Origin of the sequence: Paenibacillus sp. 276b (assembly GCF_900107875.1) — a bacterium.
Lineage (GTDB): Bacteria > Bacillota > Bacilli > Paenibacillales > Paenibacillaceae > Paenibacillus > Paenibacillus marchantiae.
Window position 1 is genome coordinate 60,666 of record NZ_FNRR01000011.1, and the last position, 13,567, is coordinate 74,232.

Below are 13,567 nucleotides of genomic sequence, written 5' to 3' on the forward strand. Positions count from 1 at the left end.
ATAATAGATATGAAAATAATTACTTATGTATCACAGGCTAGGACATCTTCACATTTGATGATATGATAGTACATAAAGGCTTTGGAATGAGACGGAATTCCTTATGCATATATATAAGTAGAGAAAAGTGTTGGGGCAGGATTAACGGACGTGAGTCATTGTGTAAAATGATGCCCGACTACGGTCACTCTCAGATAGTAAGAATATGAGGTCGTTCAGACTCATGGATAATGTGGAATAGGTGGCGTATGAGATGAAAAAAGCTCGCTTGATATATAATCCGACCTCAGGCCGGGAAGAAATGAAGAAACGTCTGGCAGATATTTTGCAGCGTTTGGATCAAGGTGGTATCGAGGCCTCGTGTCACGCAACAACGGGTGAGGGAGATGCAACCCGGGAAGCGGAGCTGGCGATTGAACGCGGATATGACATGATTATTGCCGCTGGCGGCGACGGTACGTTGTATGAAGTCATTAACGGCATGGCCGAGCGGGAGAATCGTCCTCCGCTGGGTGTATTTCCTTTGGGAACGACCAATGATTTTGCGCGTGCGCTCGGTATTCCGAGGCAGTGGGAAGATTACGTCGATCTGGTCATTAACCAGCAGCTTCGTCCGCTCGATCTGGGCAAGGCGAATGATAAATATTTTATTAATATTGCGGGCGGGGGTTCGTTAACCGAACTGACCTATGAGGTGCCAAGCCGTCTGAAAACGATGATTGGGCAACTGGCCTACTATATGAAGGGTATTGAGAAAATGGCGAGCCTGTCTCCGCAGGAATTGGTTATCCGTGCCGCGGGTCAGGAAGAAATTCATGATGAATTCATGCTGTTCCTCATTGCCAATACGAACTCCGTTGGAGGCTTCGAGAAGCTGGCTCCGGGTGCGACCATTGATGATGGTCTGTTCGATGTGATCGGTGTCCGCAAATGTAATCTGGCTGACATGATTCGCCTCGTAACCCTTGCGCTGCGTGGTGAACATCTGAATGACAAGAAGGTCGTTCATTTCCAAACGGATTATATGGAAGTAACATCTCCGGGCTATGTGCAGTTGAACCTGGATGGCGAGTTGGGCGGCACATTGCCTGCGACATTCAAGAACCTGCGTCATCACCTGATGTTGTATCGTTAAGCGTAGTATGGATCGGGGAGAAAATGTGATTTCCTGTTGCCGTGGGCAGTGGGATCACGTATAATCTCATGGTGCCTGAAAATGAATGGAATCTCCCTTGAACAAGGGATGAACATATATGAAGAAAGAAGTGAATGTACGTTGTCTAATACGAACCGCAGCGGTCGTGGAAAAAACCGCCGGAATTCGGCTGCCTCACAGGGGCAAGGGAATGCTTCAGCATCCCGCCAGCCGAGCAAATCATCTCGTCCATCCACACGTCAGCAAGGGAAAGAGGTGCGGCCACAAGGCGCATCTCTTTCTGCCGTTCGTCCGAAGGGACGGGAACGTGAATCTGCACCAATCGAAGGAATTCCTGTAAGTAAAAATGAAGAGACCGTCATCGACATCATCGGTATGAACCATGACGGTGAAGGTGTCGGCCGTGCCAATGGATACACGCTGTTCGTGCAAGGTGCGCTTCCGGGCGAAACCGTACGCGTAAGAGTGATGAAAACCAAGAAGCAGTACGGCTATGCCAAACTGCTGGAGATTGTGAAGGCCAGCCCGGATCGTGTATCCGCGCCTTGCCCGATCTACGATCAATGCGGCGGATGCCAGATCCAGCATATGAGCTACGCTGGACAGCTTGCGTGGAAACGCCAGCTGGTGGTGGACAATTTGCAGCGGATCGGCAAGCTGAATGTGTTGGTGGAGGATGATGAGCAGGCAATCCAAACTGAACAAACTTCTACTGAAGAACAAATGAACGGCAGCAATCGTATTCGCCTTCGCATGGAAGGTGTCATGATCGAAGATGACACAACGCAAGGTATCCGTGTGCTGCCAACGATGGGTATGGACGAACCATGGCGCTATCGCAATAAGGCACAGGTGCCGATTGGAGCAGCCGAGGGCGGCTTGGTGGGTGGTTTTTACGCCAAAGGAAGTCATCGGATCATCGACATGGACACCTGCCTGATTCAGCATGAGCATAACGATGAAGTGGTCGCCAAGGTCAAGGAGATCGGTAGCCATTTCGGGATAAGTGCTTACAACGAAGAGACAGGTCGCGGACTTCTACGTCATGTGGTTGTGAAGAAGGCTTTCCGTACTGGTGAGATGATGCTCGTTCTCGTCACGAATGGCCGAGACATTCCGTACAAAGACGAATGGATTGGTAGTATCCGTGAAGCGATTCCGCATGTAGCGAGTATCTGCCAGAACGTGAACAAGAAACAGACCAACGTCATTTTTGGCGATGAGACCCGCGTCCTCTGGGGCCGTGATGTGATTTACGATTATATCGGAGATGTACAGTTTGCGATCTCGGCGCGTTCGTTCTATCAGGTGAATCCGGTGCAGACAGAAGTGCTGTACGGGAAGACGGTTGAGTACGCAGGACTGAGTGGCAAAGAGACGGTCATCGATGCCTATTGCGGCATCGGGACGATTTCTCTTTTCCTGGCGCAACATGCGGATCAGGTGTACGGGGTGGAGATTGTGCCTGAAGCGATCGAAGATGCACGCAGCAATGCGCTTTTGAATGAGATGAAGAACGTGAAGTTCGAAGTCGGTGCATCCGAGGATGTTATTCCACGCTGGAAAGAACAAGGTATCGAAGCCGACGTCATTGTCGTCGATCCACCGCGTAAAGGCTGTGACCCACGCTTACTCGATACGATCTTGGAGATGAAGCCGGAGCGCGTGGTGTATGTGAGCTGTAATCCGAGCACTTTGGCACGTGATCTGCGTGTGCTGGAGGATGGTGGATATCGCACGGTTGAGGTGACGCCAGTGGATATGTTCCCGCATACAGTACATGTGGAGAGTGTAGCGATGTTGGTTAGGGTGTAGTGTTTTGAAGCTACATTTAGCTGTTTTAATATAGCTAATTTGCCCGAGGCTTCTAAAGCTCGGGCTATAATTGTTTTAACCGGTCATTCATTCAGCGAAGGGTATTTGATGAGGCTTCCGTTCGACGGATGATAGTTTTATATAATCATTAGTAGAGTTGATCTTGGTCTGAACAATATGAAGTTTTCCAGTTTATCCGTTTTCGATACTTGTGTGTTGTTCAGTGTTTTCTAATGCCGAGGTAAGACGTGGCAAAGGTATACCTAACTTTTTGGCTTCTCTCACAACTTCAAGTACTGCAAAATTGGATGTACTATTATTGTATTCAATGAAAAGTCGTGGTAAGCTGCCCTTTGCAAAAATAACCTTGTTAAACAGCGTGCCGATAAGTGCCGGTGGGATATTGGTCAACAATAGAGTAATCACGTCCATCTTTGCACCTCTTGCTTTAAGAACAGGCTTCATTTCTCGCATACTCTTGCCGACATTTGCGAATGAGTCACCATGATTCAAGAGTGCTGGGAAACTTCCCCGTTTTAACACCTCGGTCTCCATCGCCGCATTCATGGCATAGTGATTCCATAACCAGCTTTGCATATCCTTGATCCAATTGATTTTAAAATTGGCGCTTTCAAATAGTTCTTTGACCTTGTTGTTTATCTGTTCCGTGCCTACCCGTGGTTTTTCTAGAAATATCATTTTTAAAAAGCCGCCCCTGAGCTTATTGTCCTCAATGCCGCCTCCTGCTCCTGGGAACCCAAAGACAACATTGTTCATAGACAGGGGCAAGATTGATGATTTTAAATCCTGCCAAATATTATTGAATATTAGGATCGGGGTGTTACCAGCAGTAGTCGAAAGTATTCTTGCTGCTTTGGGAAGTTGCTCCGTGTTGACACTCGCAATAATGAGATCGTAATTTGGGCTTATCTCCTCATGCAGCTTGATTTTCCAGCTTTCTTGGATGAACTGTTTTCCTCTTCGTGCGTCCCACATTTCAAGCGCTATATGACTTCCGAACGTTTCTTTCCTCCCTTTTCTAACGTAGAACTCAACGGTATGCCCTGCCTTCTCTAAAGCCCAAGCGTATTGGGTCGATATTACACCTCTACCGAAAAATAAAATTCTCATCTTAGCCTCCTAATATCCATATTCATCCTTGTTGATGATCCAACAACGTGTTGTATAATGTTATTGTATAGATTCACTATTTGGTCATCAACCATCAGATTTTTAATATCTGTCGTATAATCAATTCAACAGAAAATGGAGGTTAACAATGAATAAGCAACCTGAAATTACGGAAAAAACAAGGCAGACATTTATAAATGTATTCTGTGATTTATATTGCCGAAAACCAATCGAAAAGATATCCATTCAAGAGATTGCTAACCAATCAGGATATAATCGGAGTACATTTTATCAATACTTTACAGATATCTATGAGTTGTTGGACTGCGTTGAAGAGCGTATGTTGAAATCGATTAAGGAGGAAATGGCAGGAAGAGAGTTTTCTACACATACTATCCAAGATGCACTTCAATGCTTGGAAAATGCAGAGGAAATTACAGTTCTTAAAGCTGTATTGGGCGATTATGGTTCTGTCCATTTTGTGGAACGCTTGAAAAGAGAAATTCCCTTTGAGCGATTGATTATGGATTTTTCAACAGATGATGTCTTGGCACCATACATCATTGAGTTTTACATATCAACATTAATATCTATGTTTCGTCTTTGGATACACAGAGACAAAGATCTATCGTCGGAGGAATTGATCAAGCTGATCGATAGTCTATTTTCAAAGGGGATAACACCGTATCATATCTTTGGCACGGTCAATCCGCAACGCTCTGGAGTGTAGCGATGATGGTTAGAAACTAAACATAAACAGAAGGGGTTCGAGAATGTATACATTAATTCTCGAACCCCTTCTTGTCTTTGTTCCAATACCATCCATTAACTAGTCTAAAACTCCCTAACATCCCAGGCGGTTATTAATATACATGCACACCCGTACCAAGCACGGATTTGTTTTGTACGGTATTACCGGATAGATATACCTTTTGCAGATTAGGCAGCTGGCTTAGGGTCTCTATATTGGAAATGGCATTGTTCTCGAGATGAAGCTCTTCTATGGCCTGCCAATTACTCATAAATTCGAGAGAAGCCAAATTGCTGTCTTGCAGAGTGAAGGAACGCAGAGCGGACATTTTGGCAAAGTAAGGCATCATTTGGTCAATGTCATTAACAGAGGTGTTGTTTATGCTGAAGTATGGCTGCTCTAAGGTCAACTGTTCAAGCACGCTGTTCTCCGCGGCCGCTTTTTGTTCAAAGTTCAGCCTGCACTCGGAGCACATCAGAGACTTCACCTGCTTCAAACGAAATAAGGCATCGCTTTCCTTGAACAGTGACGAGTCGTAAATGCTTAGGGTCTCTAGGCGGGACAAGCCGTCCATGGCGCCTAGACGTGTGATTTCACTGATCTCCCAGAGGGAGAGTTGCTCCAGTTTCGGGAATTTCCCCAGCGTAGCCAAGTTTAAATCCCCGCTTCCGCCACGGAGCGTCAGGCTGGTTGCGGCGGGCGCCTTTAGCCCCGGGAGAAAGGAGCCTGGGACTTCCACCCGCACTACATTTGGCAATGTCAGCGCTTCTGTTTTCTCGTAGTAACCGGACAACGTTAATTCCCGTAGTGAAGACAGACTGTTTATGGTCTTTACCGAGCCAAGCTGACTTAGAGAAGCCAGGCGTAGTTTAGTAATGGAGGCCTTATCGGCCAAGCGCTCTAGGCTGGAAAAGTTTACATTTTCAATATCTAGCGTTTGTAGAGCAGGCATGTTTTGCACAAAGTCGATGGATTTCACATTCGTTAAAAAGGACAAATGAAGCTCCTGAAGCTGAGTCAAGGCGTACAGCGGCTGCAGGTCTGTGGTTTCACTGTACTGTATGGATAAGGATGACAGCCCGGTCATGGAGGACAACCATCCCAGTTCATCGACAAAGGTGAGCGACAGGGACTTGAGCGGCAGTTTATTCAACAGAAAGAAATCCGTTACAGACTCATCCACATAGGTAATGGATAAAGAGCTCAGATTAGGAAATTCCAGCAGTAGGGCCAATTCCTGATTGCTGCGAAGCTGAGTGGAGAGCTCCGTAATTTTAGACTTGTCACCAAAGTAGCCCGAAAATTTGCTGAAGGATTCGTTAAAAGCGCCTCCATAACTTTTTAATCCGGGCATATGGGCCAAAGTGGTTTGGTCCGTCTGGGAGATTTCATAGGTATTTGTCAGGTCCAATGCCGTCAGTCCCTTAAAAGCTTCAAAATCTCGCTGATCAATCCGCTGGCTATTCAGTTTCTTGTCCTGAGTAATATAAGTGATCTTCTCGGCCTGTTCATCGCTGAAGGGATCGGAGAGGCTATATGTAAACGTCCACTGATCATTCTCCGAATGCTCTACGGTTAAATAGCGAAGACGAGCCAGTTCCTCCTCTGTCGGCAAGGCAGACCCCTTATCGAAGATATCTCGCAAAAATGAGAGCAGAACCTCGCTTTCGGGCATCTTTCGCACAGGCAGATTGGCTTCTGTTTTTGGATAGGTGGAGCTGTTGCTATAATAAAAATAAGTACCGATGGCGCCAGTTAGGACTAACATCAGCATCAGCAGTAGCTTTACGGAGGCAGCCTGCTTCAGCGGTGCTTTAGGGGGCGTTCCGTGGTAATGATTAATGGTCTGGTCTACGTAATGGACATGATTTTGCTTCAATAAAAGCTCTGTTTCGCAATAGGGACACTTTAAAATCTCACCTTCTTTGTATTCAATTCTTCCGTTGCAATTGGGACAGTTTAACGGGATAAACGCCACGAATGTCCCCTCCTTCATTATGATGGTCATAAGATCATGCTGAACGGTCATCTGACTTCATTATACCTTGTGAATTTACGTTTGATGAGAGAAAGAAGTTTCACATAGCGAAGGAGCAGGGAAATCCTGCTCCTTTTTGATCTTTTTAAGTATGGCTGGTGGTAAGCATTATTAAGAGGGGATCTGTTGTGGTGCTGCGACGAATTTATCTGCCGCGGCCTGATCATCGGAACGAAGAGCATGACCATACCCGTATCAGACTTGGTAGAGTTCTGTAAAAAACTAAGATTCCCCTTTAATTTGGAGTAAGAATTCTCTTTCATGAAGTGGTATTATCTGGGGTGAAAGGAGGCTGGTCACAACAAATTATGTAAGCGCTTTATATGTTTGATGAAAAATTTGGTGTGGGGGGAATGCTTCGAATGAGGAAATCATTTAAGCAGGTCGTTTCCGGGTTACTCGCAGCGGCTCTGCTTCTTCCGGGCGGCTTGATAGCTCCGGCAGTTAACGCAGCGGATCTAGTGGCAACTAATTCACAAATTGTGTATCAGGAAACATTCCAGAATGGTCAAGGCAAGGCAACTCAATCAGGCGGTGCCCAGCTGGACGCAGTAACAGGCAAGCCGTTTGAAGGCAATGATGATGGAGCGGCTCTACATGTTAGTAACCGATCTAATAACTGGGATGGCGTGGACCTTGCTTTTGATGACCTTGGTTTGTCAGTTGGCAAAGAGTATTCTGTAACCGCTTCCGTATATGTAGAATCTGATGCTAACCCTCCTACAGATGGGAAAGCCGTTCTGGAAATTGCAAGCAATAAGGGTGTTGCTGGATCTGAGGCATACACTGGAATTAGCGCTGCTGACTTTAAAGCAGGACAAGGCATTACACTATCCGCCGATCTCTCCGTTAACAGTGTGGAGAATACAGCTCTGCGAATCAAGTCTGATGAAGCAGGTAAGGGTGTCTCTTTCTATATCGGGAATATCACGATCACCCAGACAGTAACACCCGTCGAACCCACGGTAGTCCTTAACCAAAGCTTTGAAGACGGGAATACCGGTGGATGGGGCAAACTGGGTTGGGGATCGAATGGGGACACTACGGTCGTTAACGACGTAGCCTCCGAAGGCACGAAATCTCTGAAATTCTTCAACCGGGCCGATGAGAAAGCCGTCCCTGCTCTCGTACTTACAGGCAAGATGAAATCCGACCATAAGTATGATATTTCCCTCAAGGTTAAACTCAGTTCAGGTGAAGGCCAGTTCCATCTGGCTTCCAAGATAGATTCTGAAATATTAGCCGAAGACCAGAAGTATCCTTGGCTTATAGGCAATAATGTTGTAACCGCTTCCGAATGGACGCTATTTGAAACCAAAGGCTATGAAGTACCTTCCAAAACGAATGAGGTCATCATCTATGTTGAACCATCAGACAATACGTTAACCTCGGATATTTACATTGATGAAGTCATTATCACCGATGTAACTCCTGATCAAACTGCACCGGAAATTGTAGATAAAACGGGCATCTCTGCCGATTTTGAGAATGGCCTGAATGGATTCAAAGCACGGAACGGCCGTGAAACGGTAGCTCTTTCCCAAAACGATAATCATACATCTGGCGGCAAACAAAGCTTGCTTGTGACAACTACGACACAATATGATGCAGCCTTGGTTAACGCTGATGGCAAAATGGCAAAGAATCACGAATATGAGCTGTCTGCTTGGGTGAAAATGGCACCTGGACAAGAACCCACAACACTTCGTATAAGTGTTCAATATGCGGACAGCGGCTTTGCGAACGTGTCTCCAAATGCAACCGTTACAGATCAAGAATGGGTACACTTAACGGGTAAGTATACGCTCACCACTACTCCAAGCGTACTTAATGCTTATATTGAAACAGCAAACAATGACGGCGGCAACCGTACCTTCTACTTGGATGACTTTGCTCTAAAATATCTGGGACCTGTAACTGCCGCACCTCCGATTCAAGAAAACCTTCCTAACCTCAAGGATATTTACAAGAATGATTTTCTGATCGGGAACATTGTTAATCCGGCTACCTTTGACGAGACTCGACTCAAGCTTCTGACGAAACATCACAATGTCGTTACGTTTGAGAATGACATGAAGCCGGACTATGCATATGACGCGAACAGACAATTTGATTTCACTGCAGAAGATGCTCTTGTTCAAAAAGTAAAGGATGCAGGCCTTGATTTGCACGGTCACGTGCTCGTATGGCATGCGCAGTCTCCAACATGGCTTCATACGGCGGAGAGTGGTAAACCATTGAGCCGTGAAGAAGCTCTGACGAATCTAAAAACACATGTTAAAACGGTCGTTAAGCACTTTGGTGACCAAGTTATTTCCTGGGATGTTGTCAATGAAGCGATGAACGATAACCCGGCTAATCCGGAAGACTGGAAAAATGCATTGCGTAATTCTGGCTGGTTACAAGCCATCGGCCCTGACTTTCTTGAGGAGGCATTCCTTGCAGCCAAAGAAGTCATTGATGAAAACGGCTGGGATATCAAGCTTTATTACAATGACTATAACGATGACAACCAGAATAAAGCTACAGCCATCTATAGCATGGTTGAAGAGATCAATGAGAAGTACGCAGCAGATCACCCTGGCGAGAAACTGATTGATGGCATCGGCATGCAAGCCCACTATAATTTGGGCACGAGATTGGACAATGTCAAGATGTCGCTTGAGCGGTTTATTTCCTTGGGTGTAGAAGTCAGTGTCACCGAGTTGGACATTATGGCAGGTACCAATTCTACAATTACTGAAAAAGAAGCAAAGCAGCAGGCCTATCTGTATGCCCAATTGATGGATCTGTATAAGAAGAACAGCGAGCATATTCCGCGTGTCACCTTCTGGGGATTAAATGACAGCACCAGCTGGAGAGCCGAGCAGAATCCAACCTTGTTCGATAAGAATTTTCAAGCAAAAGAGTCGTTCTACGCGGTCGCTGATCCGGAGAAGTACCTGGCGGAAAACCCGCCTGAAGAGCTTGATTACAAGAAATCAAGCGCGCACTATGGGACACCGTCGATGGATGGATCTGTAGACAGCATATGGAGCAAAGCTCCAGAATTGAAACTGGATACGAAGCAAATGGCGTGGTCCGGTGCGACAGGAACGGCAAAAGTACTGTGGGATGACGACAATCTCTATGTGCTCGTTCAAGTCAGAGACGATCAACTGAACAAGACCAATCCAAATGTATGGGAACAGGATTCCGTCGAGGTATTCGTCGATGAAAATAACGGCAAAACGTCCAGCTTCCAGGATGATGATGGACAATACAGAGTGAACTTTGAGAATCTAGCTTCCTTTAATCCTGCGGAAATCGCTGCAGGTTTCGAATCCAAAGTCTCTGTTTCCGGTACCAACTACACGGTTGAAATGAAGATTCCGTTCAAAAAGGTTAAGCCTGCGAACAATGCCAAAATTGGCTTTGATGCGCAGATCAATGATGCCAAAGACGGCAACAGAATCAGCGTGAATGCATGGAACGATCCATCCGGTCAAGGTTACCAGGATACTTCCGTATTCGGTGAATTGACGCTCACTGGCAAACCCTCTTCTGGCGGAAACAATGGCGGAGGAAACGACGGTGGAGGCAACAACAGCGGGGGGAACAATGGTGGTAGCAGTGGCGGATCAAATTCCGGGACTACTCCGCAGCCACAACCTCAACCACAGCTTCCAGGCAGCGATTCGGCGATTGTGCCGGTAATTAAAGTCGAAAATGGAACAGCCACAGCAACCATTTCAAGCGACAGCCTGAATAAAGCGATTGAAAAAGCTTCTCCAGGTGCAAATGGCAAGAAGCAGGTTACCATCGAAGTGCCGAAGCAAGCAAATGTACAATCCTATGTTGTGCAATTGCCGACTTCAATCCTGCAAAGCAACAATAATGTTGAGTTTGTGCTTAAGACGGAGAATGCAACAATTCAAATTCCGTCCAATATGCTTTCTAATATTACGGAGCAAGCAGATCAAGTCTCTATTCAGATTAACAAAGTCTCGGCAGATCGTCTGAGCGCAGATGTTCGCGCTATTGTGGGCAGCCGTCCGGTGATCGATCTAAGTGTAAAAGCTGGTGACCGTCACCTTGCCTGGAACAATCCAGCGGCACCTGTAACGGTATCTGTTCCGTACAATCCTGCTGCACAGGAGCTTTTCAATGCACATCAGATCGTGATTATTTACATTGACAATCAAGGGCATGCAACAGCCGTGCCAAGCGGACGCTATGATGCTAAATCCGGTTCAATGGTGTTCAAAACAACTCATTTCAGCACGTATGCTGTAGCCTACGTAACCAAGACTTTTGCCGATGTGCAAAATGTCCTGTGGGCAAAACAAGCAGTCGAAGCGCTGGCTGCACGCGATATTATTAAAGGAATCTCTGATGACAGCTTCGCTCCTGCAGCTTCTATCACGAGAGCCGACTTTATCACCTTGCTTGTAAGAGCACTTGAATTGAAGGGTACGGGAACGAACACGGTAGCCTTCAGCGATGTAAAGCCAACTGCTCACTATGCACAGGCCGTGGCCATTGCCAAGGAACTTGGAATTGCCTCTGGATTCGAAGACAACACATTCAAGCCAGGCAACAGCATTTCCCGTCAAGACATGATGGTTCTTACGGCGAAAGCCCTGAAAGCAGCGGGTAAGCAATCTGCCGGCAACGGAAATCTAGCTTCATATTCCGATGCTGCAAGCATTTCCACTTATGCGATGGATAGTGTAGCTTCCCTCGTAGGAAGCGGAATTGTCAACGGCAAAGATGGCAAAATCGCACCAGCCGAACCATTGACCCGTGCTGAAGCAGCGATGGTTCTCTACCGGATCTGGGAAATGTGAAGTTTAATTAAACCAGCTAAAAAAAGACTCCCCCCGTTAATCCAGACGGGGGGAGTTCTACTATTTCATATCGAAGTAAAAGAACTCGTCTATCACTCTGCAGAAAAATGAACAACTGCACTATATAACATCTTGTTGCGAAACGGGTCGAACGTCACTTGATGCTGAACCTGCTTCACTCGAAGCAGCAATGCCTTGTTCATTCCGATTCGGTCCTCGATCGCCCGTTCCAGTTCATTGAAGTCATAAGCCTGCAAGCATTCGACTTTGTCTTTGATAATATCGAGTGAAATTTCCATGTTTGTTTCAGGCCTCCTCCATGTCACGATTTGCAGGTACAAAAGCCTGCCGAACTTTTATTGTAGAGGAGCTTGTCTGGTTCGGCAAGAGCGAACAAAGCGAATCATTAGAACGATGGAGGCTGTCTGATTTCTATACTGGGGGGGCCAAAACGAGAAGGTAAAGTTATGCTTCAAATAATCACTAATAAACCCGTGCTGAAAATCAACTAAAGACGTGGTAAAATTGGTGGAGTGATAAATGGAGAAAAGGAAAACACGGACCCATACGGCCATTAGCAAAGGGGGCATCGCCCCTCTTTTTTATGCGAGTCTATTGAAGAGTACGCTTCTCTTCGGGGTAGGATATATTCATCTTGATGTCATTAACAGATACTGATGTTTGAACGAAGTTACACTTGCATGGTATAAGTGAAGAAGAAGCAAGGACATTAAAATGTAAATTGCAACGAATCTGCTAATGTAATTGATACGATTGCAAATGTATGGCTAACGATTTTTTACTATTAATGAGGACAAAGATTGTCCTGGTATATATAGAGGAGTTCTAATATGAAAGAAAATTTTTGGCGTGATTTGCCACGACCGTTTTTTATACTGGCACCCATGGAAGATGTGACGGACGTAGTGTTTCGGCATGTCGTTAGTGAGGCGGGAAGACCGGATGTGTTTTTTACGGAGTTTGCGAATACAGAGAGTTATTGTCACCCGGAGGGGAACAAAAGTGTCCGCGGGCGTTTGACGTTTACAGAAGATGAACAGCCGATTGTGGCACATATTTGGGGAGACAAGCCGGAGTTCTTCCGCGAGATGAGCATCGGCATGGCCAAGGAAGGTTTCAAAGGCATCGACATTAATATGGGTTGTCCTGTAGCCAATGTGGCAGAGAATGGGAAGGGGAGCGGTCTGATCTGCCGTCCTGCCCTTGCAGCGGAAATCATTCAGGCGGCTAAAGCCGGAGGACTGCCCGTAAGTGTAAAAACAAGGCTTGGGTTCACCGAGGTGGACGAATGGCGCGACTGGTTAACTCATATTTTGCAGCAGGACATTGTAAATTTATCCATTCACCTGCGGACAAGAGAAGAGATGAGCAAAGTCGATGCGCACTGGGAGCTGATCCCGGAGATCAAGAAACTTCGGGACGAGATTGCACCGAATACGCTGCTAACCATTAATGGAGATATTCCTGACCGTGCGACCGGACTCAAACTCGCCGAGCAGTACGGTGTGGATGGCATTATGATTGGACGCGGCATTTTCCAGAATCCGTTTGCTTTTGAAATGGACCCAAGGGAGCATACCACGGAGGAGTACCTTCATCTTCTGCGACTGCACCTAGATCTGCATGATCAGTATTCAGATCTTGAACCGCGTTCGTTCAGCCCACTGGCCCGCTTTTTTAAAATCTACGTCCGTGGATTCCGCGGGGCAAGTGAGCTGAGAAATAGCTTGATGAACGCCAAAACAACGACTAGAGTACGCGAATTGCTCGATGAATTTGGTAATAAGGAGCATGATGGGGTAGAGGAAAATGAATAGAATACAGGA

At 46.3% G+C, this 13,567-nt stretch carries 8 protein-coding genes; 5 read left to right on the plus strand and 3 right to left on the minus strand.

The genetic code is table 11. The features are described from left to right. Positions 1-253: 253 nt before the first annotated feature. Complete coding sequence (locus tag BLV50_RS30440; protein WP_063568189.1) at positions 254-1,135, plus strand: diacylglycerol kinase; 882 nt, start codon at positions 254-256, stop codon at positions 1,133-1,135. 108 nt (positions 1,136-1,243) lie between these two features. After that, entirely contained in the window at positions 1,244-2,971 is a 1,728-nt protein-coding gene (gene rlmD / locus BLV50_RS30445; RefSeq protein WP_090811875.1) for a 23S rRNA (uracil(1939)-C(5))-methyltransferase RlmD, read from the plus strand. A gap of 192 nt (positions 2,972-3,163) precedes the next feature. Here rlmD and BLV50_RS30450 read toward each other — a convergent pair whose 3' ends face one another. After that, positions 3,164-4,102 carry a ketopantoate reductase family protein gene (locus BLV50_RS30450; RefSeq protein WP_090811778.1) on the minus strand — a complete coding sequence of 313 codons (939 nt, stop codon included), beginning with the start codon at positions 4,100-4,102 and terminating at the stop codon, positions 3,164-3,166. A 148-nt stretch (positions 4,103-4,250) separates the two neighbouring features. Between BLV50_RS30450 and BLV50_RS30455 the strand changes: the two genes are divergently transcribed. Then, the gene (locus tag BLV50_RS30455; RefSeq protein ID WP_090811780.1) at positions 4,251-4,832 is read left to right on the plus strand and encodes a TetR/AcrR family transcriptional regulator; all 582 of its coding nucleotides are present in this window, start codon (positions 4,251-4,253) and stop codon (positions 4,830-4,832) included. 133 nt (positions 4,833-4,965) lie between these two features. Here the strand turns inward: BLV50_RS30455 and BLV50_RS30460 are convergent, their stop codons facing one another. After that, positions 4,966-6,831 carry a leucine-rich repeat domain-containing protein gene (locus tag BLV50_RS30460; protein ID WP_090811782.1) on the minus strand — a complete coding sequence of 622 codons (1,866 nt, stop codon included), beginning with the start codon at positions 6,829-6,831 and terminating at the stop codon, positions 4,966-4,968. A gap of 422 nt (positions 6,832-7,253) precedes the next feature. Here BLV50_RS30460 and BLV50_RS30465 point away from each other — a divergent pair, with 422 nt between their 5' ends. Continuing rightward, a complete protein-coding gene (locus BLV50_RS30465; RefSeq protein WP_090811877.1) occupies positions 7,254-11,720 on the plus strand; it encodes an endo-1,4-beta-xylanase in 4,467 nt (1,488 codons plus the stop codon). Positions 11,721-11,812: 92 nt separating this feature from the next. Here the strand turns inward: BLV50_RS30465 and BLV50_RS30470 are convergent, their stop codons facing one another. Further along, the gene (locus BLV50_RS30470; RefSeq protein ID WP_090811784.1) at positions 11,813-12,019 is read right to left on the minus strand and encodes a DUF2536 family protein; all 207 of its coding nucleotides are present in this window, start codon (positions 12,017-12,019) and stop codon (positions 11,813-11,815) included. Positions 12,020-12,571: 552 nt separating this feature from the next. Here BLV50_RS30470 and BLV50_RS30475 point away from each other — a divergent pair. Then, complete coding sequence (locus BLV50_RS30475; protein WP_090811786.1) at positions 12,572-13,558, plus strand: tRNA dihydrouridine synthase; 987 nt, start codon at positions 12,572-12,574, stop codon at positions 13,556-13,558. Positions 13,559-13,567 lie beyond the last annotated feature (9 nt).